Annotated in this window: 15 protein-coding genes; 7 read left to right on the forward strand and 8 right to left on the reverse strand. The window is 63.6% G+C overall.

The features are described from left to right. Window positions 1-81 precede the first annotated feature (81 nt). The 5 genes from IGS60_RS17925 to cphA (IGS60_RS17945) all read right to left on the reverse strand — a co-directional run bounded on the left by IGS60_RS17925 (window position 82) and on the right by cphA (IGS60_RS17945) (window position 9,231). Entirely contained in the window at window positions 82-978 is an 897-nt protein-coding gene (locus IGS60_RS17925) for a MurR/RpiR family transcriptional regulator (protein WP_230505722.1), read from the reverse strand. A 44-nt stretch (window positions 979-1,022) separates the two neighbouring features. Continuing rightward, on the reverse strand, window positions 1,023-1,307 hold the full coding sequence (locus IGS60_RS17930; RefSeq protein ID WP_070291845.1) for a hypothetical protein: 285 nt from the start codon (window positions 1,305-1,307) through the stop codon (window positions 1,023-1,025). A gap of 169 nt (window positions 1,308-1,476) precedes the next feature. After that, on the reverse strand, window positions 1,477-4,143 hold the full coding sequence (locus IGS60_RS17935) for a TonB-dependent receptor (protein WP_230505723.1): 2,667 nt from the start codon (window positions 4,141-4,143) through the stop codon (window positions 1,477-1,479). Window positions 4,144-4,425: 282 nt separating this feature from the next. Beyond that, window positions 4,426-6,996 (reverse strand): cyanophycin synthetase, encoded by a 2,571-nt coding sequence (cphA, locus tag IGS60_RS17940; protein WP_230505724.1) that lies wholly within the window; start codon window positions 6,994-6,996, stop codon window positions 4,426-4,428. 57 nt (window positions 6,997-7,053) lie between these two features. Then, a complete protein-coding gene (gene cphA / locus IGS60_RS17945) occupies window positions 7,054-9,231 on the reverse strand; it encodes a cyanophycin synthetase (protein ID WP_230505725.1) in 2,178 nt (725 codons plus the stop codon). A gap of 467 nt (window positions 9,232-9,698) precedes the next feature. Here cphA (IGS60_RS17945) and IGS60_RS17950 point away from each other — a divergent pair, with 467 nt between their 5' ends. From IGS60_RS17950 to IGS60_RS17960, 3 genes are all read left to right on the forward strand, one after another. Continuing rightward, the gene (locus IGS60_RS17950; protein WP_083286938.1) at window positions 9,699-11,969 is read left to right on the forward strand and encodes an ABC transporter ATP-binding protein; all 2,271 of its coding nucleotides are present in this window, start codon (window positions 9,699-9,701) and stop codon (window positions 11,967-11,969) included. A 2-nt stretch (window positions 11,970-11,971) separates the two neighbouring features. Then, the gene (locus IGS60_RS17955; RefSeq protein WP_070221406.1) at window positions 11,972-12,442 is read left to right on the forward strand and encodes a DUF1854 domain-containing protein; all 471 of its coding nucleotides are present in this window, start codon (window positions 11,972-11,974) and stop codon (window positions 12,440-12,442) included. A gap of 139 nt (window positions 12,443-12,581) precedes the next feature. Beyond that, window positions 12,582-13,550 carry an IS1595 family transposase gene (locus IGS60_RS17960; RefSeq protein ID WP_230505726.1) on the forward strand — a complete coding sequence of 323 codons (969 nt, stop codon included), beginning with the start codon at window positions 12,582-12,584 and terminating at the stop codon, window positions 13,548-13,550. Window positions 13,551-13,648: 98 nt separating this feature from the next. On the opposite strand, the gene IGS60_RS17965 is transcribed toward IGS60_RS17960, so the two are convergent. Both IGS60_RS17965 and IGS60_RS17970 read right to left on the reverse strand, forming a co-directional pair. Next, window positions 13,649-16,171 carry a TonB-dependent receptor gene (locus IGS60_RS17965; RefSeq protein ID WP_070312843.1) on the reverse strand — a complete coding sequence of 841 codons (2,523 nt, stop codon included), beginning with the start codon at window positions 16,169-16,171 and terminating at the stop codon, window positions 13,649-13,651. Window positions 16,172-16,602: 431 nt separating this feature from the next. Further along, the gene (locus IGS60_RS17970; protein WP_230505727.1) at window positions 16,603-18,117 is read right to left on the reverse strand and encodes an AMP nucleosidase; all 1,515 of its coding nucleotides are present in this window, start codon (window positions 18,115-18,117) and stop codon (window positions 16,603-16,605) included. A 113-nt stretch (window positions 18,118-18,230) separates the two neighbouring features. On the opposite strand from IGS60_RS17970, the gene IGS60_RS17975 reads away from it, so the two are divergent. Genes IGS60_RS17975 through IGS60_RS17990 form a run of 4 tightly spaced genes read left to right on the forward strand, consistent with a single transcriptional unit; the run spans window position 18,231 to window position 20,762 of the window. Continuing rightward, window positions 18,231-18,830, forward strand: a complete 600-nt coding sequence (locus IGS60_RS17975; protein WP_070291842.1) for a TetR/AcrR family transcriptional regulator — start codon at window positions 18,231-18,233, stop codon at window positions 18,828-18,830. A 17-nt stretch (window positions 18,831-18,847) separates the two neighbouring features. Beyond that, a complete protein-coding gene (map, locus tag IGS60_RS17980; protein WP_070260327.1) occupies window positions 18,848-19,651 on the forward strand; it encodes a type I methionyl aminopeptidase in 804 nt (267 codons plus the stop codon). 2 nt (window positions 19,652-19,653) lie between these two features. Further along, window positions 19,654-20,058, forward strand: a complete 405-nt coding sequence (locus IGS60_RS17985) for a hypothetical protein (protein ID WP_070221058.1) — start codon at window positions 19,654-19,656, stop codon at window positions 20,056-20,058. 56 nt (window positions 20,059-20,114) lie between these two features. Then, entirely contained in the window at window positions 20,115-20,762 is a 648-nt protein-coding gene (locus IGS60_RS17990) for an FABP family protein (protein WP_070221060.1), read from the forward strand. On the opposite strand, the gene IGS60_RS17995 is transcribed toward IGS60_RS17990, so the two are convergent. Next, window positions 20,759-23,221, reverse strand: coding sequence for a tetratricopeptide repeat protein (locus tag IGS60_RS17995; RefSeq protein ID WP_230505728.1), 2,463 nt, complete (start codon window positions 23,219-23,221; stop codon window positions 20,759-20,761). The genes IGS60_RS17990 and IGS60_RS17995 overlap by 4 nt on opposite strands. Window positions 23,222-23,277 lie beyond the last annotated feature (56 nt).

The raw sequence follows: 23,277 nt of genomic DNA on the forward strand, positions 1-23,277 counted from the left end.
CATCGCTTTCTTATCGGCAAAGGGGGAATGGCCGATTATAGGAGGCGTTGCGCCGCATTGCAACGATTGATGTATTTTTTTTTAATTTGCATCATTCGATGTTTTTGCGTAGGCGCCCAGCGCCCGCAGCTGGCTTTCCGCCGCGCCGATGGCCGTGACGGCATCCGGCCCCGCGCGCGCCACCAGCAATTCCACCAGGCTTTCCACGGCCGCGACGCCGGCCACGATGGAAGGGAAGAACGAGGGGCTGTCGACGGCGATGACGATGCTGGCGTCGGCCTGCAGGGCCAGCGGCGACATGGCGCTGTCGCTGATGGCGACGACCTGGCAGCCGGCCTGGCGCGCCGCCTGCGCCACCAGCAGCGCTTCGCTCGAATACGGCGCGAAGCTGACGATGACGACGGCTTCGCCCGCCTGCAGGGCGCGCAAGTCCATTTCCAGGGTGCCGCCCTGGCCGCTCAGCAGCTGCACGCTGGGGCGCACCAGCCGGTACAGGTAGTGCAGGGTGTAGGCGATCGGATGGGCGGCGCGAAAGCCGGCCACGTGCACGCGGGGTGCCGCCTGCAGCAGGCTGGCGGCCGCGTCCAGGGCGGTGTGGTTGGCGCTTTCCGTGGCGGCCAGGTTGCGCTGCTGCGCCGTGAACACTTCCGTGACCAGGTCGCGCTCTTTCCCCTCTTTGCCGGCCAGCGCGCCCGCCTTTGCCGCATAGCCGGCCTGGCCCGCGCGCAGGCGTTCGACGAAGATGGCTTTCAGTTCGGGCCAGCCGGCAAAGCCCAGCTGCTGCGCCAGGCGCACGAGGGCGGCCGACTGCACCTGCGCGCGCGCGGCGATGCTGCGCATCGATGAGACGGCCACTTCGTCCGGATGGTCGGCCAGGTAGCGGGCACCGGCCTGGAATTGCGGGCTCAGTTCCGCATGGCGCGCCTTGATCAGGTCCATCAGTGCCGCATAGGAATCGTGGGGTGTCGCTGCCTGCATCGCCGTGCCTCATTTGATAGGTTGCGGCGATGGTACAGGATTCGTCAGCGCGCCGGTAGCGGCGCGCCTTGCACCCGGGCGGCCGTGCGCGGACGCAGGCGGGCAAACAGATGCGGCCCGGCCGGTTTGCGGCGCGGTCCCGTCGTCAGCACGCGCAAGGCGGTGGGCAGGGGCACGTCGTGGCAATGCAAAAACAGGGCGGCGGCGCCCGTGCCGGCCATTTCCTGCAAGGCCAGCGCATGTTCGACCAGCGCCGCCGTGCGCATGTCGAGCCGTACCGGGATGTCGGGTTGAAATAACTGTGTGTCGATGGGCCGTGCATCGCGCATGCTGTCCCCCGCCGGGTTCGCTAGTCAAGCTGCCAGCATAAAAGCGCCCCGACGCCATCGCTTTGCGCCAGATCAATTCCACTGTCGGATAGATTCCATAGAGCAAAAAAAACGCCAACCGTTGCCGGCTGGCGCTGAAAACCCTCGAAGGAAGAAAGGGGGATATGAGTTAGTAGCTCCAGCGTATCGATAAACCGACGACCTTGTCATAGCGCCGCACATCGCGCACATAGTCGGGCGTGTCGTGGTAGTCGCGGTAGGTCGAGTCGAGCAGGTTGTTCGCGTCCAGCGTTACCGTGGTGTTCGGGTTGAGCTTGTACGAGACCGATGCGTCCAGGGTCTTGGTCGGCGCCACAGTCAGGTGGATGCCCTTGCCGCGGTAGTTGTAGTCGTCGACATATTTGTCGCGCCAGCTGTAGGCCAGGCGCGCCGACCACGGTCCCTGTTCGTACAGGCCGACGATATTGGCCGACCACTTCGACATGCCCGTGAACGGGTGCACGCTGCCATTCAACTCTTCCAGCTCGCCCTTCATGTAGGTGGCGTTCGCCTGCAGGCCCAGTCCGCTCATCCAGCCGGGCAGCTTGTCGTAGAACTGCTGGTAAGCCATTTCCAGACCTTGCAGATGGCCCTTCGAGGTGTTGCGCGGACGCGTGATGTCGTACTCGATGCCGCCGTACGTTTCCTTGGCCGAGCCGGAGAGAATGTAGTTCTTGAAGTTGTGGCGGAACACGGTGGCCGTGACGGAACCCGTCTGGGCGAAATACCATTCCAGCGCTGCATCGAGGTTCTTGCCTTCCACGGGTTTGAGGTCGGGATTGCCGCCGCTGCCCGTCGGGCGCACCATTTCCAGGCTCTGGCCCAGGCTCACGCCGGGGTTGAAGTCGGCGAAGTTCGGGCGCTGCACGGCTTTGCCGGCGGTCAGGCGGGCGATCAGGTCCTGGCGCAGCAGGGCTTTCAGGGTCAGGCTGGGCAGCACGTCCGTATCCGACGTCTTCACGCGCACGGGCGTGACGATGCCGTTTTGCGAGGAATTGCCTTGCAAGTCCTGCTTGGTCTGCACCACGCGCACGCCCAGCGTGCCATCGACCGGTACCTGCGCCAGGTCAAAGCCGATGCGCGCCTTGCCGTAGACGGCATTGGTTTTTTCCACATCCTTGTAGTGGGTCATCGGATCGTCCGGGCTGCGTTCGCTGCTGCCCGTAAACAGCTGGCGCAGCGCGGCCGTGTTGTTGAGCATGAAGTCGCGGCAGGGCGTGAGCCAGCTTTGCAGGCCGAAGTTGCCCGTGTTCTCGTGCGAGGCGCAAGCCAGGCCGGGAATGGCGTCCGCAGTCATAATCGACGTCAACCCGCCCTGGCCATTTTTTTCGCGGATCGATTCGGCCTTGCGCTTGGCCAGGCGCGCGCCGCCCGAAAATTCGCGGAAAAAGCCCGTGCTGTCCATGTCGTAGGTAAGGTCGCCGCGCCAGTCGGTCGAGCTGCCTTCGTCGTGGCTGTGGTTATCGTAGAAGCCGAGCAGCGTGTAGTTCTTCGGGTCCAGCATGTTGTAGCCGGGGTAGCTGATCTGCGCGCCGCCGTTGACGTTCGTGCTGCCGATCACGCTGGTCGGATGGGCGAGGAAGTCGAGGATGGGAAATTCGCGCTCGAAGTTGCTCACCGTGCGCGCCAGTTCCGTCGTGGCGCGCAGCTGCGGCGTGATGTCCCAGCGCGCGCCGATGGCGCCTTGCGAACCGATCGAGCGGTCGCGCCGCGCCTGTGTCGAACCGAGGGTAAACGGCGACCACGGGCCGTCGATCTTGCCCACTGTGGCCGCCTGGCTGGTGCCGGGGATCAGGGTGATGTCCGGGTTCTGGCCCCAGGGCAGCGAACCGACAAAGAACTGGCTGTCGAACGCGTGCTTGATCAGGGTCGACATGCCTTCCGCATACACTTCCACCTGCGAGTTCGGGCGCCACTGGAAGGCGGCATTGGCCGCGTAGCGCTTGCGGTCCCCCACGGTCGGGATCATGCCGACGGAATCGGGGCCCGTGATGTTGCCCGCTTCGGGGCGTTTGACGGGTTCGGCGTTCCAGATCGTCTCGTCATAGTATCTGCCGCGCTGGTAGGACAGGCCGAGCAGGGCGCCGAATTCGCCGTATGGGGTCTTCCAGCGGTTCGAGACCATGCCACTGACGTTCGGGTCCGTCGAGCCGGCCTTGTCGCGGTGTTCGGCGCGCACATTGCCCGACGCCGTAAAGCCCTTGAAGTCGAACGGGCGGTTGGTGCGCACGTCGATCACGCCGGCCGTGCCGCCTTCGACCATGTCGGCGCCCTGCGATTTGTACACGTCCACGCGCTGCAGCATGGCCGTCGGAATGTCGGCCAGGTACAGGCTGCGGCCAACCGAGGTGAACATCTCGCGGCCGTTGAGCAGGGTCACCACGCCGGGCAAGCCGCGGATGATGACGGTGCCCGCCTCGCCGCTTTCGCGGCGGATCTGCACGCCCGTCACGCGGCCGAGGATTTCGGCCACGTTTTTGTCGGGGAATTTGCCGATTTCATCGGCGACGATGGAGTCGACCACCTGGTCGTTGTTTTTCTTGATCGTCTGCGCGCTCTGTGCCGCCTTGCGCACGCCCGTGACGGCGACGACGGCGATGCCGCTGTCGGCTGGCGCTGCCGCCGGTGCTGTTTCTGCCGCTTCTGCCGCTGGTGTTTCCGCGGCGGGCGCCTGTTGCGCCCAGACGGACGCGCTGCTCAGCAGGCCGGCGCCGGCCAGCGCGGCCACCGTGGCCTTCAAGGTCAGACGTGTGTTGTGCCGGGACGTGCGGGTGCCCGTTGCCATCGATTGCTTCATCTTGTCTCCACCTGTATTTTAGTTATGTTGAGAACGCTGCGGCAGTCGCCGCCAGAGCTGGAACCTGCTCAAGAAACATGGTAGGTGGGAATGACTTTGCCCCACAAATGACTTCTTTTGCGAAGTCAATATCAATTCCGGTATCCCTGCTGCATTCATGCGCCCTGGCGGCGCACCCAGGTATCGCTGTTCGCTGCCGATGAAATGCGCGCCGGTGCGACGGCCGCGCAGGAGCGAAAAAAAAGGCGGCCCGCAGGCCGCCCTTGTGCGCAGTTGGCGCGCTTACGCTTCGGCGACGCGCTTGGCGATGTGCGCCAGCGCTTCTTCCACCTGGTCGATCAGGATCAGGCACAGATCGCCTTCGCTCAAACGCGCCAGGGCCTTGTCGATGGCGACGAATTCGCCGTTGATTTCATCGATATGGCTGGTGCGCTTGGCGCCGTCCAGGCCCTGGCGCAGCAAGGCCACGACTTCGCCGTCGGCGCGGCCGCGCTGGCACTGGTCCTGGTACAGCAGCACGTCGTCGAAGGCGGCGCCGAGGATTTCCGTCTGCTGACGGATGTCTTCGTCGCGGCGGTCGCCTGCGCCGCTGATGACCACCGAGCGGCGCTTGGCCGGCATGCTTTCGACGGCCTGCACCAGCGCCAGGATGGCGTCCGGATTGTGGCCGTAGTCGGCGATCAGCGTGGCGCCACGATAGTCGAACACGTTGAAGCGGCCCGGCGCGTTGTCGGCTTCATTGGCAAAGGTTTTCAGGCCCAGCGCGATGGTTTTCCAGTCCAGGCCCACGGCCCAGGCGGCGGCCAGCGACGCCATGACGTTGTCGACCTGGAAGCCGATGGCGCCGTTGCGCGTGATGGGCACTTGCGACAGGGCGATTTCGTGGCGTTCCTTGCCTTGCGCCGCGACCAGCTTGCCGTCTTCCACGTACACGACGCGGTTGCCCTGCGCGCGGTGCGTGGCCATCACGGGATGCGTCTTGTCGGCGGCGAAGAAGGTCACCGTGCCGCTGCAATTCTTGGCCATGCGGGCCACGGCCGGGTCGGTGGCGTTCAGCACGGCCACGCCGCTGTCGGCCACGTTCTGCACGATCACGCGTTTCAGCACTGCGAGGTCTTCCACGGTGGTGATGTAGTTCAGGCCCAGGTGGTCGCCCGCGCCGATGTTCGTCACCACGGCGACCTGGCAGCGGTCGAAGGCCAGGCCTTCGCGCAGCATGCCGCCGCGCGCCGTCTCGAACACGGCCGCGTCCACGTCCGGGTGCAGCAGCACGTTGCGCGCGCTGCGCGGGCCGCTGCAGTCGCCGCTGTCGATCTGGCGTCCTTCGATGTACACGCCATCCGTGTTCGTCATGCCCGTGCGCAGGCCGGAGGTGGTGAGCAGGTGGGCGATCAGGCGCACGGTAGTGGTCTTGCCGTTGGTGCCCGTGACGGCGACGACGGGAATGCGGCCATCGTCGCCCTCGGCGAACATGGCGGCGATGATGGCTTCGCCGACGGGACGCGGCTTGCCGAACGAGGGCGCCAGGTGCATGCGCAAACCTGGTGCTGCGTTGACTTCGACGATGCCGGCGTTCTGCTCTTCCAGCGGTTTCAGGATGCTGTCGGAAACGACGTCCACGCCGCAGATATCGAGGCCCACCATGTGCGCGGCGGCGACGGCGCGCGCCGCCACTTCCGGGTGCACGTCGACGGTGACGTCGGTGGCCGAGCCGCCCGTCGACAGGTTGGCGTTATTGCGCAGGATCACGCGCTGGCCCACGGGCGGCACCGATTCGGCCACGTAGCCCTGCTTGGCCAGGCTGGCCAGGGCGATGTCGTCGAAGCGGATTTTCGTCAGCGAGGTGGCGTGGCCGCTGCCGCGGCGCGGGTCCAGGTTGACCTGGTCGACCAGTTCGCGCACCGTGTGCTGGCCGTCGCCCACCACTTGCGGCGGGTCGCGGCGGGCCGCCGCCACCATCTTGTTGCCGATGACGAGCAAGCGGAAATCGTGGCCCGGAAGATAGCGTTCGACGAGGATGTCGTCGCGGAATTCCTGCGCCGCGAGGAAGCCGGCCGTCAGTTGCTCGCGCGTGGTGACATTGACGGTAACGCCTTTGCCCTGGTTGCCATCCTTCGGTTTCACGACGACGGGCAGGCCGATCTCGCAGGCGGCGGCCCAGGCGTCGTCCGCGTCGACGGCGACACGGCCTTGCGGCACGGGCACGCCGGCCGAATCGAGCAATTTCTTCGTCAGTTCCTTGTCTTGCGCGATGGCTTCGGCGATGGCGCTGGTGCCGTCCATTTCGGCGGCCTGGATCTTGCGCTGCTTGCTGCCCCAGCCGAACGTCACCAGGCTGCCTTCGGTCAGGCGGCGGAACGGGATGTTGCGGGCCACGGCGGCGTTGACGATGGCGCCCGTCGAAGGGCCCAGGCGCACGTCTTCATCGAGTTCCTGCAACTGGTGCAGGGCGCCGGCCAGGTCGAACGGTGCATCGTCGAGCGCGGCGCGGCACAGCTGCTGCGCCAGTTCCAGGGCCAGGCGGCCGACGGCTTCTTCCGAGTATTCGACGACGACCTGGAAGATGCCCGTTTCCAGGGTCGGCGTGGTGCGGCTGAAGGTGACGGGGCAGCCGGCTTGCGCCTGCAGGCCCAGCGCCGCCAGTTCCAGCACCTGCGCCATCGGCGCGGCGTTGTAATTGCCCAGCGGTTGCAGCGGGCTCAGTTGCGGAAAGAGTGCGCGCAGGCGGGCTTCGAAGCCGGGCAGCTGGGCGATGTCGAGTTCCTGCGTGGTGCAGGAAACAATGGCTTCCACGGCGGTGTCGTGGCTCCAGAGGTTAGGGCCCCGCAAGGCCCGTACGCGAGATACTTCCATAATTAAACCGTAATCCTGTTGTGTTCTTGTGGGCCCGGCCGTAGCCGGGCTTGAGTCTTAATTCCCGATGCAGCCGGGGGCCGCGTCGAAGGTGCGCAGGCCGGCGCAAATCAGGTCGACGGGCAGGTTCAGGGCCCAGGCGGCGGCCGCGACGGCCAGTACGCTGTCGACATTGCCGGCCGTGGCCGGTTTCAGCAGGTCCAGGCACAGCAGGACCGTTTCGATGCCGCCTTCGGCCAGCACGATGTGGTTGCCGCGCACGAATACGGCGCGCTGGCCGGCGGCCAGTTGCGCCGCGATGGCGGGCAAGCTGCCATCCTGCGCATACAGGGTCACCGTGCCGTCGCACAGTTCGGCCAGTTCCAGCACGTGCGCGTTGGCGGCATTGAGCACGGCCACGCCCGTTGGCACGACCACGTCGACCTGGCTGCGCACGGCCTTGTACAGGCCCGCTTCGTCCAGCACGTCGAAATCCTTGACGCTATCGAGGCTGCCCATGTCCGTGACGACGCCGATCTGGCACTTGTCGTAGGCCAGGCCTTCGGCCAGGATCATGCGCGGATTGCTCTCGAACAGGGCCGTCTGCACGGTGCGGTTGAGCAGCAGGCGCTGGCCCGCGTCCCAGTTCACGCAATCGCTGCTGACGACGCGGCGCTGGTCCAGATACATGCCTTCGCTGCAGACGGCGCCCGTGTGCAGGCCCGACAGATTGAGCAGTTTGCACAGCATGCGCACGATCAGGCTGGTGCCGCGCGTGCCCGTCACGCCGATCAGCGGAATGCGGCCCGTTTCCTCGGCCGCGAACAGGTGGTCGACGATGGCCGCGCCGACAGGGCGGGGCTGGCCCACGCCTGGCTTGATGTGCGCCAGCAGGCCGGGGCTGGCATTGACTTCGATGATGGCGCCGCGCTGCTCTTCCAGCGGACGCGTGATGTCGGTGGTGACCAGGTCGATGCCGGCGATATCGAGGCCGACCACGCGCGCGGCCAGCAGGGCCGCATGCACAACGGACGGGTGCACGTCGTCCGTGACGTCGATGGCCACGTTGCCGTTCGGCTGGATCAGCACTTTCTGGCCCGCCTGCGGCACGGACAGGGCGGTCATGCCCTGGCGCTGCAGTTCGAGGATGATCTCGCCCGATTCATGCGGCTTGACGGTGCCGAGCGGGAAATCTTCGCCTTCGCCGCGGCGCGGATCGATATTGATCTGCGTGTTCACCAGTTCCAGCACGCTGGAAGTGCCATCGCCGTCGACCCACAGGGATTCGCCCTTGGCGGCCGCGATCAGCTTGTTGCCGACGACGAGCAGACGGTGTTCGTCGCCCGTGATGAAGCTTTCCACCAGCACGGCGGAGCTGTCGCCCTTGCGCGCGGCCAGTTCATAGGCGGCCTTGACGTCGCTTTCGGTCATCAGGTTCAGCGACACGCCGCGGCCATGGTTGCCGTCATACGGCTTGACGACGACGGGCACGCCGATGTCCTGCGCTTCTTCCCAGGCCGCTTCGGCGCTGCGCACCAGGCTGCCTTCGGGCACGCGCACGCCGCACGATTTGAGCAGGAATTTGGTCAGATCCTTGTCGCTGGCGATGCCTTCGGCAATCGCGCTGGTGCGGTCTGTTTCGGCCGTCCAGATGCGGCGCTGCGCGGCGCCGTGGCCCAGCTGCACCAGGTTGCCGTCGTTCAGGCGCAAGGAAGGGATGCGGCGCTCGGTGGCCGCATCGACGATGCTGGCCGTGCTCGGGCCCAGGCAGCGCGAGTCGACCATGTCGCGCAGCGGCGCCAGGGCCGCTTCCAGGTCGTAGGCTTCATCATTGATGGCGGCCATCAGCAGTTCGCGCGCGGCGGCCAGGGCGGCGCGGCCCACGTGCTCTTCGCGCGTGCGGAAGGCCATCTTGTAGACGCCGCGCTGGCTGGTCGAGCGCGTCTGGCCGAAGCCCGTGCGCATGCCGGCCAGGTTTTGCAGTTCCAGCACCACGTGTTCGAGGATGTGAGCCGACCATGTGCCTTCGCGCAGGCGCTCGAAAAAGCCGCCCCGTTCGCCCACGCCGCAGCGGTGCTCGATCATGCCGGGCAGCCACGCCACCAGGCGCTCGTACAGGCCGGGCAGGGTATTCGATGGATAGTCTTCCAGTTCGCCGATGTCGACCCAGGCTTCAATCACCGGGCGGTAAGTCCAGATGTTGGGGCCGCGCAAGTGGGTGACGCGGACGAATTCGATGTTCTTCTTCTTGATCATGTAAGTGGTTTCTTGATAACAAGCCAGGCGTCTGGGCGCCAGATACTTTATGTTGGCTTTACAGAGTCTTTTCAGGCTCGTGCTTGGTTCTTTATCCCGGGTATGCGCAGTGTGCCACTTTTAGCGGCCTCTTGTCGCGTTTGCTTCTCGTATTCTGCTGGTGTTGTCATTCTAATTGTTACTAATTGTTGCCATACTTGTTATAAAGTTACCGACTCCGGGCTAAGCTGGAGCATTTGCGCAACAGCGGGCTGTTGTATACTTGCCCCTGTACGATGGCCGCGCATTTTTTTGCTCCGTTTTGCCATCATTCATTACCTGCAGGCATCCATTCGATACAATACAGGAAATTGCCACTGGTGCATCTACCTCGCCATCGCGCAATACACAAACATTGATCGGGCGTCTGCCCCATCCCCCAAATCCCGCCCTGAAGGGCTTGGCCTCGAGCCGGAGTATGCTTTACGATGACAACTGAACTGAGTGTTCCTGCAACAACTATTCCCCTTACCTCGCTGCCGGAACACTGGCTGGCGGAAGTGGAAAGCAAGCTTTCTCCAGGGGAGAACGTTTTAAGTAGCGTTGAGGTTGACCTCGATGCGCGATTACGTTTCACAAAAGGCATAATTGTTGTCACAGAGAAGCGTTTACTGGCCCGTTCCCCGGGCGATACCACCTGGAAAAGTTGGTCTTTCCGCCATGGACTGCGCCTGACGCACCACGACCACGCCGGCGTCGGCCACCTGGAATTGTTCGACGACCACGGCCGCCTGGCGTCGTGGCGTTTTACCCTGGGCCAGAATCTGCATGCGATCCGCGTGCTGGAACAGTTCGTCGAGCGCCTCGACAGCCACCTGACGGGCCAGCCCGTGCTGGAAGCGGAGCAGGAAGTGTGTCCGAGCTGCAAGGCGCCTCTGGAGCCGGAGCAGGAAGAATGTCCGATCTGCGCCAAGGTGCTGCATACGCCGCCATCGACCTGGACCCTGTTCCGCCTGTGGCGTTTCGCCCATCCCTACCGTGGCCAGCTGGCCCTGGGCTTCATGCTGATGCTGCTCTCCACGGCCGCGCACATGATTCCGCCCTACCTGACGGCGCCGCTGATGGACAATGTGCTGATCCCGTATCAGAACGGCAAGCATATCGATCCGTGGCTGGTGGTGTACTACATGAGCGGCTTGCTCGGTTCGGCCCTGCTGGCCTGGCTGCTGGGCTGGGGCAAGACCTATGTGCTGGCCCTGGTGTCCGAACGCATGGGCGCCGACTTGCGCTCGGCCACCTATGAACATCTGATGAAACTGTCGCTGGAATTTTTCGGCGGCAAGCGCACGGGCGACCTGATGGCGCGCATCGGCAGCGGCAGCGACCGCATCTGTGTCTTCCTGTCGCTGCACTTGCTCGATTTCGCTTCCGACGTGCTGATGATCATCATGACGGGCGTGATCCTGTGGTCGATGAATCCGTGGCTGGCCATCATGACGCTGGCGCCGCTACCGTTCATCGCATGGATGATCCACCTGGTGCGCGACCGTTTGCGCACGGGCTTTGAAAAGATCGACCGCGTGTGGAGCGAAGTGACCAACGTGCTGGCCGATACCATCCCCGGCATTCGAGTCGTCAAAGCGTTTGCGCAGGAAAAGCGCGAAGCGGCCCGCTTCCGCGACGCCAACGCGCACAACCTGGCCGTCAACGACAAGTTGAACAAGGTCTGGTCGCTGTTCTCGCCGACGGTTTCCTTCCTGACTGAGATGGGCTTGCTGGTCATCTGGTGCTTCGGCATCTGGCAGCTGTCGCGCGGCGAAATCACCGTCGGCGTGCTGACCGCCTTCATCGCCTACAGCACGCGTTTTTATGGCCGCCTCGATTCCATGAGCCGCATCGTCTCCGTGACGCAGAAATCGGCGTCCGCCGCCAAGCGCATCTTCGACATCCTCGACCACGTGTCGAGCGTGCCGGAACCGGCGCAGCCCGTGAAACTGGAGAAGATCGAAGGCAGGATCGATTTGCGCGAAGTCGGTTTCCGTTATGGCAACCGCGCCGTCAACCGCGGCATCACCCTGAACATCAAGGCGGGCGAGATGATCGGCCTGGTGGGCCACAGCGGTTCGGGCAAGAGCACGCTGGTCAACCTGATCTGCCGTTTCTACGACGTGTCGGAAGGGGCGATTTTGCTCGACGGCGTCGACATCCGTTCGTTCGCCGTGTCCGACTACCGCCGCAATATCGGCCTGGTGCTGCAGGAACCGTTTCTGTTCTTCGGCACCATCGCGGAAAATATCGCCTACGGCAAGCCGCACGCGACGCGCCAGGAGATCATCGCCGCCGCGCGCGCCGCGCATGCGCACGAATTCATCCTGCGCCTGCCGCAAGGCTACGATTCGATGGTGGGCGAGCGTGGCCAGGGCTTGTCCGGCGGCGAACGCCAGCGCATCTCGATCGCCCGCGCCCTGCTGATCGACCCGCGCATCCTGATCATGGATGAAGCGACATCGTCGGTCGATTCGGAAACGGAAAAAGAGATCCAGAAGGCGCTCGACAATCTGGTGCAGGGCCGCACGACGATCGCCATCGCGCACAGGCTGTCGACCCTGCATCGGGCCGACCGTCTGGTGGTGCTGGACCGTGGTCAGGTCGTCGAAGTGGGCAGTCACGATGAACTGATGGCGAAAGAGGGCGCCTATTTCCGCCTCTACGAAGCACAGGCGCGCAACAACGAACTCGCCCTGGATGACAAGGAATAAGCATGGCCAGTACAACTTTTACATTAAGCCGCGACCCTTTCGGCAAGCTGGTGATGACGGACGCGGACGGCCAGGTCTTTGAAGGCGTGGCGCCCGTGCGCGCCTTCCCTATCCAGTCGCCGGACGAAGGCATTTCTCTGGTGCTGGGCAACGGCAAGGAAGTGGCGTGGATCGACCGCCTCGATGCCATGCCGGAGCCGGCGCGCAGCCTGCTGCAGGAAGAGCTGGAAGGGCGCGAATTCATGCCCGAGATCGCGCGCGTGAAAAGCGTCTCCAGCTTCGCCACGCCATGCACCTGGCATGTCGACACGGACCGGGGCGAGACGCAATTCGTGCTGAAAGGCGAAGAAGACATCCGCCGCATCGGTGCCGCGTCGCTCTTGATCGCCGACAACCACGGCATCCACTTTTTGATACGCGACATGTTCAATATCGACAAGACGACGCGCAAGATACTCGACCGTTTCCTGTAAGCTAAGCGTTGGAGTTACCTGAAAACCGCTGCCTGCAGCGGTTTTTTTTTGGCTCTGTCCCCGACAAATAGGGGAACTCAAGGAATCTTCCCCAGCCCGGGCTGTCTGACTGTGCATCGCAGACAAACGGGAGCCTTTCATGCAGATAGCTGAATGGAAAACCTTCATCGCCCAGTTCGCCGCACTGAGCCGTCGCCAGCGTTTGGCGAGCACTGCTCTGCTGCACGGGGCAGGATCGCAGAACGCCACCGTGGCACTGGTCGAAAGCGTGGCCCGGCAGCGGTTACACTGTCCCGCCTGCAACAGCAGCCATGCGCACCGGCACGGTCATGCGCATGGACTGCAGCGCTACCGCTGCGTGCCGTGCGGGCGCACCTTCAATGCGCTCACCGGCACGCCGCTGGCCCGCTTGCGCCACAAGACCTTGTGGCTCGACTACGCCGACTGCCTGCTCGAGTCGGCTTCCGTGCGCAAGGCGGCAAGCCAGCTGGGCGTGCACCGCAACACCGCCTTTCGCTGGCGCCACCGGTTTTTAAGCCTGGCCAAGACGGACCGGCCCCATTGCCTGCATGGCATCGCCGAAGCGGACGAGCTGTATGTGCTGGAGTCAGAAAAGGGCGCGCGGCATCTGACGCGTCCGGCGCGCCGCCGTGGCGGCCTTGCCCACAAGCGCGGCATTTCCAGTGAACAAGTCTGCATCCTGGTGGCGCGCGACCGCACGGGACAAACCCGCGATTTCGTCACGGGAAAAGGGGCGCTGACCAAGGCGCAGCTGCATGCCTGCCTGCCACCGGTGATCGACAAGGACATCTTGCTGATGACCGACGGCCACGCTGCCTATCGCGCCTTCGCGCGTGAAGCGGGCATCAGTCACCAGGCCGTCAATGTGCGCGCAGGCATCCGCGTGCAGGGCGCCGCCCACGTGCAGAACGTCAACGCGTATCACAGCCGCTTGCGCGGTTGGCTGCGCATCTTCCGTGGCGTGGCCAGCCGTTATCTGCCGAATTACCTGGGGTGGCGCTGGATACTGGACGCCGGGCGCATCCGCTCCCCAGAAACATTATTGAAGGCAACACTGGGCGAGTTCCCACATTTGACGGTGACATAGCTTTTTTTCGTCTGCCGGGCATGAAAAAAGCCGCACTCTCGTGCGGCTTTCGGGGGCAGTACCGGCAGCCATTTCAGGCTGCCGGGGATTGCGCTACATTACATGAACTTGTAGCCTGCGCCGATGTAGAAGTAACGGCCGCGCACGTTGTACAGCTGAGCAAAGCCCAGGGTGCCGTACTGGTTACCCGCGCCCATTGCGCTAAACGGTGGCATTTTGTCGAACAGGTTCTTGATGCCGGCCGTGAAGGTCAGGTTTTGCATCGCCACGTACTGGCCCGTCAGATCGACTTCCGTGTGCGAAGGAATCGTGCGGGTGCCCGGCTTGATTTCTTCGCGGCGCTTGTCAGAGTCGATCATGTCGCCCGTCGTGCGAATGACCAGGGAGCCGGACATATTGTCCTTTTCCAGGCTCGCAGTAAACGTGTTGCGGTATTTCGGGTTCATGAACGTCTTCAGCGTGCTTTGCACCGGATCCGTTTCCGTATCCTGCGTTTCCATGCGGGTGTAGACGGTGGACGCATTGCGGATCGTGAACTTGCCGAACATCGTTTGCGGCGAGGTGTAGCGTACGTCCGTATCGAAACCGCGTACTTCGGTGGTAGCCAGGTTCTGGTTGTTCAGCAGGATGCGCGCGTCGCCATTCTTGATTTCGACGTTGCCGCGCTCGATCGCCTTGGTTTCCGTCAGGGTACCGATCTCGTTCTTCTTGTCGATCTTGAAGTAATCGATGCTGACCGTCAGCGAGTTCACTGGCGAGAACACCACGCCCAAGTTATAGGTCTTGCCCGTTTCAGGTTTCAAGTCCTTGTTGGAGCCGGAGACCTGGTAGTAGGAGAAGTTGGTGCAATTGCCGGAAATCGAAGGGAAGGCATTGCAGATTTCCTTGTCGTTCGTCGTATAGGCACCGGCATCGACGCCGCCATACATCTGTTTCAGCGATGGCGCCAGGTAGCTGCCTGCATACGAACCGCGGAACATCAGGTTGTTCAGCGGCTGGTAGCGCAAAGCCAGTTTCGGGCTGGTCTTGCTGCCGACATTCGAGATGTCGTCATAGCGCAAGGCGACCTGAGCTTCGACGTTTTTCAGGAAGGGAATCGACAGTTCGCCGAAGATGCCCTTGGAATTGCGGTCCGCCTTCACGGAGGCTTGCTGGATGCTGCCGAAGACCAGGCCATCGATCTGGTTCTGGTCGGGCTGGTCGCTCAGCGTTTCCTTGTTGTACGACACGCCGACGGCGTAGGCCATCGCACCGCCAGCCAGGTCCATGATCGGCGCCGAGGCCTTGGCGTTGAAGAAGGTCAGTTCCGATTTGCCGGCGCGCGTAGGCGTCAGGCGAATCTTGTCGACGGCGGCTTGCGGGTTGTCGGTGCGGGTCGGGTCGATCGAACCATTCTCGATCGCTTCGTTGAACAGATCGTAATGTGCGTAGTTCGAATCGCGGTTGGTGGCCTTGCTTACGCCCTTGCCGATGGCGACGTCCCAGTCGATGCCGCGCGTCGTGCCTTCCAGGCCCGTCGAGAACTGGGTCATTGTGCCCTTGCGGTTGGTCTTGCGAGGACCCATTTGCATAAAGCGGCCGGCAACGGTCTTGCCATTGACTACGAAGTTGCCCGGAGCAGCCTGGGCTTCGAAGTCATCCTTGCTTTCGGAATAGGTAAATTCCGCGAACGCGCGGATGTTGTCGCTGATTTTCAGGCTGCCGATCAGCATGCCGCTGACGCGGTCGGCGCCGTTGGTCGAGGTCAGCAAGGTCTTGTTGACGTCGAAACGGCAGGAGCCGTTGCTCAAATCGTCCGGTGGGCATGGCACCAGGGTGCCGCCGCCGGCGATATTGCCGCTAGGATGGAAGCCGCTGCGGCCATCCGGGCCGCCAAAGCGGCGGAAGTCGGCCGAACGGGTCAGGTCGCGGTCCTTGCGGTAGATCGGATCGCGCTTGAACACGTCGACCGTGGCCAGTACGTTGAAGCCCTGGGTGTCGTAGTCGCCAAAACCGTACACGAGGTTGGCCGTCTTTTCCTTGGCGTCCGAGCGCGAGCTTTGACCATAGCTGGTCTTCGCTTCCAGGCCCTGGTAGTTCTTTTTGGTGATGAAGTTCATCACGCCGGCCACCGCATCGGCGCCATAAATGGCGGATCCGCCGTCCTTCAGGATTTCAATGCGTTCCAGCGCGCTCAGCGGGATAGCGTTGACGTCGACAGCGGCACCGGCGCCGGAGCCGTCAGCCAGCGCATTGGTTGGCAGGCGGCGGCCGTTCAACAGGATCAGCACGTTGCGTTCGCTCAAGCCGCGCATCTTGATGTTGGTGGTGCCGGAACCGGAAGGCGAGTTGGCGCTCAGCTCGCCTTGATCATTGATGTCGATCGAGGCCAGATTCTTGACCAATTCGGCAACGCTGGTGGCGCCCGTGCGCTCGATATCTTTTTTGGTGTAAATCTCCACCGGTGCGGCCGTTTCGGCATCCACGCGCTTGATGGCGGAACCGGTGACGACCACGCGCTGCAATTTCTCGTCAGCCTTGGCTTCCTGCGCTTGAGCGGCCTGATGCATGAAGCCTGCGCTCATGACCAAAGTGCCGGCAAACATCATGCGCAAGGATTTGCTTAATTTCTTTTCAATCATTGTCCATCCTCCAACTAGGAAACTTTAGTTTCCTTAGGGTTTTTATTTAGCTATTTGAAAGTATTTTCAAAATTACCATGTTTATAAATTTAGCAGCTTAAATTTACAATTCATCAGACCATTTTTCGCCTTGGGCTGTCAAGACGGCTCTGCTTTTTGCGTATGGATTCTCTCTTCGAAGAATGACGCTGGATGAATTTGATTTGTGTATGGCAGGAAATCATTAAATTTCAATTGTTAAATAAATTTAATTTCCCCATTGGCAAAAAAAGCGTGGATAGTTTTGTTTTTTTATAATGCCGATCTAGACATCTGTTGTTTTTTTGTGACGTTTTATAGTGTCGTTGCGACGATTGCCCGCCGCATTGCGTCAGCGCCACGGGCAAAAAAAACCGCCCGTGGAGGGCGGCCGGCATGACGGGGAAGCGCGCTTATTGAAACGCCACCTCCGCAAAACTGCGCAATTTTCGGCTGTGCAGGCGGTCCACGCCCTGGCGGCGCAGCAGTTCCACGGCGCGGATGCCGATGCGCAGATGCTGGTCGACCCGTTCGCGGTAGAAGTGATTGGCCATGCCGGGCAGCTTGATTTCGCCGTGCAGCGGCTTGTCGCTCACGCACAGCAGGGTGCCGTACGGGACGCGGAAACGGAAGCCGTTGGCGGCGATCGTCGCGCTTTCCATGTCCAGCGCGATGGCGCGGCTCTGGCTGAAGCGGCGCTCCGGCGTGCGCTGCGGCAGCAGTTCCCAGTTGCGGTTGTCCGTGCTGGCCACGGTCCCCGTGCGCATGATGTGTTTCAAGTCATGCCCCGTCAGCTGGGTGATCTCCGCCACCGCCGTTTGCAGCGCCTGCTGGATTTCCGCCAGCGGCGGGATCGGCACCCATAGCGGCAAGTCTTCGTCGAGCACGTGGTCTTCGCGCACATACGCGTGCGCCAGCACGTAGTCGCCCAGGCTTTGCGTGGTGCGCAGGCCCGCGCAATGACCGAGCATCAGCCAGGCGTGCGGGCGCAGCACGGCGATATGGTCGGTGATGGTCTTGGCGTTGGCCGGACCGACACCGATATTGACCATGGTGATGCCGCTGCCGTCCGCGCGCAGCAGGTGATAGGCGGGCATCTGCGGCAGGCGCGGCGGGGCGGCGCCCAGCGCATCCTCGCTTTCGACCGTCTGGCCGACCCGGCGCGTGACCACGTTGCCCGGTTCGACAAAGGCGACGTAGCCGTCGTCGTCCGAGGGCGCTTGCGCATCGGGCGCGCGGTCCATCATGGCGTGGCCCAGGCGGATGAATTCGTCGATATAGAACTGGTAATTGGTAAACAGGACGAAGTTCTGGAAATGCTGCGGCGAGGTGCCGCTGTAGTGGCGCAGGCGCTGCAGCGAATAGTCGACGCGCGGGCCCGTGAACAGCGACAGGGGCTGCGCTTCGCCGTGCGCCGGTTCGTGCGTGCCGTTGGCGATGCCGTCGTCCATGGCCGACAGGTCGGGCAGGTCGAACAGGTCGCGCATGGCCAGGCGGCGGCCCGCATCCATATTGCCTTCGATATGGTCATGCTCGGCGAACGAGAAATGCACGGGAATGGGCTGGGCGCTGACGCCCACTTCCAGGTGCACTTTCTGGCCGCTGTTATGGTTTTTCAGCAGCAGGGTGAACTGGTCCAGATAGTAATCGCCGAACAGGTCAGGGCGCGTCAGCGTGGTTTCAAACACGCCGGGGCCGGCGACAAAACCGTAGGCCAGCGGCGAGTCGGCGCGCGCCACGGTGTCGGTCTGGATGCGTACGAAGGGGTAGCAGGCGCGCACGCGCTCGTGCAGGTCTTCGCCGGCGACAAAGCGCTGCAGCGCGTCGCGCAGGTGTTCGATGCTGCTGCGGTAAATGGCTTGCACCTGTTCCAGCGCCAGGCGTGGATCGTCGAAGCGGGAGGAGGCGATGAAGGGGGGCGTAAGCAAGCGGATTCTCCTTGTAGCGGTTCGTGCATACCATTGTAAGGCAGCAGGGCAACTCATGTTGGCGCATGTCGGGGGCGCTTGACGAATTCAAATAGAATCTGTATTCTATTTGAATGGTCAGACTAGCCAAATTCAACGAAAACAACTTCATCGACAGCGCGATCGCCGTGGCCGCCCAGTGCGGCGTGGGCGCCGTGTCGATGGCCGCCATCGCCGTCAAGGCCGGCGCGCCCATCGGCTCCGTGTATCACCGCTTCGATTCGCGCAACGCCATCCTGGCGCGCGCTTGGCTGCGCGTGAAAAGCGACTTCCGCGAGGAAGTGGCCAGCCGCTGGCTCGGCGGCGACACCTGGGCCGGCGTGCACGGCTTGCTGGACTGGTGCCGGCGCAAGCCCGTGTACGCGCGCTTCCTGCTGCAATGCGCGGACAGCCCCGATTTCAGCAGTGGCCTCAGCGAGCAATTGCTGGCCGCCGTCGAAGAGGAACAGGCGGCGCTCGACGCCTGCTTTGTGCGCTGCGCCGAAGCCATGCCCGCCACCACGGAGCTGGACCTCGATCACATGCTGCTCAAATTCGTGCTGATCGACGCGCCCGTGGCCGTCGTCAAGCCCTACCTGACCCAGGAGCGGCCGATACCGGCCAGCGTCGACGCCATGCTGCGCGCCTCGCACGACGCCGTGCGCGGCTGGGCGACCCAAACCATCACACACTGACAAAGAAAAGAATCCCCATGCGCTATTCCACCCAGCTTGAACACGGCAAGAAAATCCCGCTGCACGATGAAGAGGGTTTTATCGGCATGCGTGCGGCCGGCCGCATCGCCGCCGACACGCTCGACTACATCGCGCCTTTCGTCAAACCGGGCGTGTCGACGGCCAAGCTCGACGCCCTGTGCGAGGAATTCATGCGCGCCGCTGGCGCCATCCCCGGCACCATCGACTACCACGGCTACAAGCACGCCAGCTGCATCTCCGTCAATCACGTCGTCACGCACGGCATCCCGTCCGAGACCAAGATCCTGAAAGTGGGCGACATCCTGAACATCGACGTGACCCCGAAATTCAACGGCTGGTTCGGCGATACCAGCCGCACCTTCAAGGTGGGCGCCGTGTCCATCCTGGCCAACCGCCTCGTCAACACGGCGTATGACGCCATGATGGCCGGCATCCACACCGTGCGTCCGGGCGCGACCCTGGGCGACGTGGGCGCCGCCATCGAGGCGGTGGCCAAGGCACAGGGCTTTTCCTCCGTGCGCGACTTCTGCGGCCATGGCGTGGGCCAGGTCTTCCACGACACGCCGCAAGTGCTGCACTACGGCCGCGCCGGCACGGGCATCGTGCTCGAACCAGGCATGATTTTCACGATCGAACCGATGCTCAACGTGGGCAGCTACCAGGTCAAGGTCTTGCCCGACAAATGGACGACGGTGACGAAAGACCGTTCGCTGTCGGCGCAGTTCGAGCATTCGCTGGCCGTGACGGAAACGGGCTTTGAGATCTTTACCCTGACCGGTTCGACCGAGCCGCTGGTCTGAGCATGGATGCGGCCAGTACCAGCCTGACGCAGCGCCTGCTGAACAAATACCGGCACGATCCCGAAGACGCGCTGCAGCAGGTGGCGCTGGCCGTCCTGCAGCAGGAAGGCATCCGCGACGACAGCGTGCTGCGTTCTGAACGCATCGCAGCCCTGGCGCCGCCCGTCGCCCAAGTGCTGACCCTGGCCGAGTGGCTGGCCTACGTGGACTGGGAAGGCTTCGACAGCGCCCTGTACGCGAATATCGACGCGGTGGCGGCGTTCGTCGCCGGCGAATTGGGCCTGCCCGAGGCGGCAGCCAATCTGCTGCAAACGCGCGATGCGGCCGTGTTCGAAACGCAGCGCCCCGAGCTGGCCGCTGCAGCCTTGCTGTTCGTCGAACGCCACATCGCGCTCTTTCCCAGATAGCGGCCTGCGTCTTACAATGGCGGCAAGCACTGTTGCCCCATTTTGAAGACTTCCGCATGAGCGATTTTCCCGAAGATATCTACACCGAGCCGTCCGCCGACGTGCATACCCTGAACAACCTGGGGCCCCTGACCGGCATGGCCGGCATCTGGACGGGCACGCGCGGCCTGGACGTCAAGCCGAAAGCGGACGGTCCGCGCAAGCAGGCCTTCGTCGAACGCATCGAGCTGCAGCCGATCGACCCCGTCACCAACGGCCCGCAGCTGTTCTACGGCTTGCGCTACTACATCCACATCACCAAGCCGGATCAAGTCAAAACGTACCATGAGCAGGTGGGCTACTGGCTGTGGGAGCCGGCCACGGGCGCCGTGATCCAGACCCTGGCCATCCCGCGCGGCCAGATCGCCATGGCGTCCGGTACGACGACGGCGGACGCCACCAGTTTCGAACTGGTGGCCAAGCGCGATTCGACGGCCTACGGCATCTGCTCGAACCCCTTCCTCGAACACGCGTTCACCACCGTCGAATACCGGATCAAGGTCGACATCCACGCCGACGGCACCTGGGGCTACGATGAAGACACGGTCATGCTCATTCGCGGCAAGGACGAACCGTTCCACCACACGGACCGCAACCTGCTGACGAAAATCGGTGAGCCCACGCCGAACCCGATGGCCTTGCAGGCGCTGGCGGCAGCCGCTTAAGGCTGTCCCTGGGCGACGGCCTTGATCGCGCGTTCCTCGCCCATGGCGGCGGCGATCTTCCAGCGCTGCATGGCGCTGGCGCGGTCCGGGCGTTTCAATCCGGCGCCTTCCCAGTCCATCAGTCCCAGGTTGTAGATATCGCCCGCGCTGCCCTTGTCGGCGGCCAGGGTGAACCATTTGCGCGCTTCCTTGTGGTTGACGGGAATCTGGTAGCCGCGCACGTGATACAGGCCCAGTAGATGCATGGCTTGCGCATTGCCCTTGTTCGCGGCCTGTTTCAGCAGGTCGAGCCCGCGCGCCATGTTGCGCGGTTCCTGCCAGCCTTCGGCCAGCATCACGCCCTTCGCCGTCAGCGCATAACTGTCGTTTTTCAGCAAGCCCTTGCCGACCAGGGGCTTGGCGGCTCGCTGGCGCGCTTCGCGCTGCTGCGCCGTCGGCGCCGTGACGGGGCCGGGCTTGCCTTCGCCCATCAGCAGCATCCAGCCATACAGACCATACGCGCCCGCGTCGCCCTTGCCGACCAGGCTTTCCAGCATGGCCAGCGCCTGTGCCTTGTCGCCATTTTCGTACAGCTTGACGGCCTTGGCGGCACTTGCGTCCTGCGGCACGGCGGCCGGTGCATGGGGCGCGACGGGCGCCGAGGCCATGGCCGCCTGCTGCGGAGGCGCAGCGGGGCGCACGCGCACGGGCAAGCCATAGCTGGCGGCCAGCACGGCCACGCTGGCGGGGGCGAGGATCAGCACTTGCGCCAGCTGGTTGCGGCGGCCCTTGCCGGCGATGCCCATGGCGCGTTCGGCCTGCTGCTCGCCGCCCAGCGCTTCGCTCAGCACGCTTTTCACCTTGCGGTTGAACAGCCAGTAGCCGGCGCCCGTGACGAGCAAGCCGGCGATGGCGGCCGCGCCGCGGCCGGCGAAGAACCAGGCGGCGATGGCGGCGGCCAGCGCGGCCAGCGCGCTTTTCCACCAGAATTGCTTGGCCAGCCGCGTGTAGACCTGGCGCAGGGCGCCGAGCACGCAGGTGCGCACATTGTTGGCATAGTCGGCGGAGACGACATCGACGTGGGCGTGGTCCGCGTCGCCGCTGAGGACAGACTCGATCACGTCCGCATTCAGCTCCGAGGCGGCCACGTCGCGCAGCGGCGTCAATAGCCCTTGGACGTGGGCCGAGAACAGGCCGTCGTCGGCGCTGCCGGCCAACGCATCGCTGAGCGCCTTGAGGTCGCCGCGCAGCAGTTTTTCCACGATGTCGTCCAGGGTCAGCCAGCGCAAGTCCGTGCCGTACGCCACCAGGTGGTGTTTTTCTGCGTTGCACGATGCGTCCAGGCGCACGATGCGCAGCTTGGCCGCATACAGGGCGTCGACTTCCTGCGGCTGGTCTTCGTTGTAAATGCTCACTTTTGCCAGGGTCAGGCTGCTGGCAATGGCCGCCAGTGAGTGCACGCTCTCCTTGTCGCGGATGCGGCGCGCGTCGTCGGGCGCCTGCTTGGGCAGGCTGACGCTGTAGCCGGGCGTCACGTGCATGTCGACCCAGGCCGCCGTGCCCACCTTGCCGGAGCCGTCGCACGGGTTGCAGCGCAGGTCGCCCGCGCCGCTGCAGGTGCGGCACGTGACCTTGCCGCTGGCGCGGCAGGTGCCGCAATTGATGTTGCCGGAACCGTGGCAGGTGTTGCACGTGACCTTGCCGTAGCTGCAATGGTAGCAATTGCGATGCTCGGTGCGGTATTGCGTGCGCGTTTCGCTGTGGTAGCTCGTGTGCGAGCTGCCGTTGCTGTAGGTGGTAGTGGGCACTTGCACCGTGATGTAATCGGTGACTTGCTCGGCCACCGTGCCGCTGCCGCTGCAATACGAGCACGACACCTTGCCGCTGCCGTAGCAGCCGTAAGCGTCGCAGCTGACGGTGCGCCCGCCGTGGCAGTTCCAGCATGTTTCCGTCGTCGCGCCGTGGCAGGTGTGGCAGCCGATGCGGCCTTTGCCCGAACAGGGGACGCACGTATCGAGGTGCCAGTACTTGACGGCGTGCGGCAGGTAGGCGCCCGCTTCGATGGCGTTGTAGGCCTGGCCCGCCTGGCGCAAGGTATTGTCGAGCTTGCCCGCCGCGCGGCGCAGCCGTTCCTTCTCCTGCGCGTGAGCGAGCGCTCCCACCTCGTGGGAGCCACAGCGGCAGTCATTGCCCGAGGGCGTGAAATAGCCATTGATCAAGCGCTGTTCGAAGCGCGCTTCGAGCGCGTAATTGGCTTGCAGGGAAAAATCCTGCAGCACGTCTTCCTCGCCCAGCGGCGTGATGTCGTGCGGCTCGAAACGCGTCTTGTCCTGCACCAGGGTGCGCAGCTTGCCCAATACGGTGGGGATGTCTTCCTTGTCGAGCTTGACGGGTGCGGGCGCCGTCACGGTCGTTTCTGATGCCTGGGGCATGTCTTCACTGCCTTGGGTATCGGTGGCCGTGTCGGTGCTGGGGTTCATGCGCATCCTTTTGCTCTCTGGAAAGATGTTTGAATTTTAGCATCCCAATATGACAA

The organism is Janthinobacterium sp. FW305-128, from assembly GCF_020858135.1.
Lineage (GTDB): Bacteria > Pseudomonadota > Gammaproteobacteria > Burkholderiales > Burkholderiaceae_D > Janthinobacterium.

Excerpts from the sequence above, each read along its gene's own strand:
- IGS60_RS17975 (WP_070291842.1), top strand. The coding sequence starts at position 18,231 with ATGGTCAGACTAGCCAAATTCAACGAAAACAACTTCATCGACAGCGCG.
- IGS60_RS17960 (WP_230505726.1), top strand. The coding sequence starts at position 12,582 with ATGCAGATAGCTGAATGGAAAACCTTCATCGCCCAGTTCGCCGCACTG.
- IGS60_RS17925 (WP_230505722.1), bottom strand. The coding sequence starts at position 978 with ATGCAGGCAGCGACACCCCACGATTCCTATGCGGCACTGATGGACCTG.
- IGS60_RS17950 (WP_083286938.1), top strand. The coding sequence starts at position 9,699 with ATGACAACTGAACTGAGTGTTCCTGCAACAACTATTCCCCTTACCTCG.
- IGS60_RS17930 (WP_070291845.1), bottom strand. The coding sequence starts at position 1,307 with ATGCGCGATGCACGGCCCATCGACACACAGTTATTTCAACCCGACATC.
- cphA (WP_230505724.1), bottom strand. The coding sequence starts at position 6,996 with ATGGAAGTATCTCGCGTACGGGCCTTGCGGGGCCCTAACCTCTGGAGC.
- IGS60_RS17995 (WP_230505728.1), bottom strand. The coding sequence starts at position 23,221 with ATGAACCCCAGCACCGACACGGCCACCGATACCCAAGGCAGTGAAGAC.
- IGS60_RS17935 (WP_230505723.1), bottom strand. The coding sequence starts at position 4,143 with ATGAAGCAATCGATGGCAACGGGCACCCGCACGTCCCGGCACAACACA.
- IGS60_RS17985 (WP_070221058.1), top strand. The coding sequence starts at position 19,654 with ATGGATGCGGCCAGTACCAGCCTGACGCAGCGCCTGCTGAACAAATAC.
- map (WP_070260327.1), top strand. The coding sequence starts at position 18,848 with ATGCGCTATTCCACCCAGCTTGAACACGGCAAGAAAATCCCGCTGCAC.
- IGS60_RS17965 (WP_070312843.1), bottom strand. The coding sequence starts at position 16,171 with ATGATTGAAAAGAAATTAAGCAAATCCTTGCGCATGATGTTTGCCGGC.
- IGS60_RS17955 (WP_070221406.1), top strand. The coding sequence starts at position 11,972 with ATGGCCAGTACAACTTTTACATTAAGCCGCGACCCTTTCGGCAAGCTG.
- cphA (WP_230505725.1), bottom strand. The coding sequence starts at position 9,231 with ATGATCAAGAAGAAGAACATCGAATTCGTCCGCGTCACCCACTTGCGC.
- IGS60_RS17990 (WP_070221060.1), top strand. The coding sequence starts at position 20,115 with ATGAGCGATTTTCCCGAAGATATCTACACCGAGCCGTCCGCCGACGTG.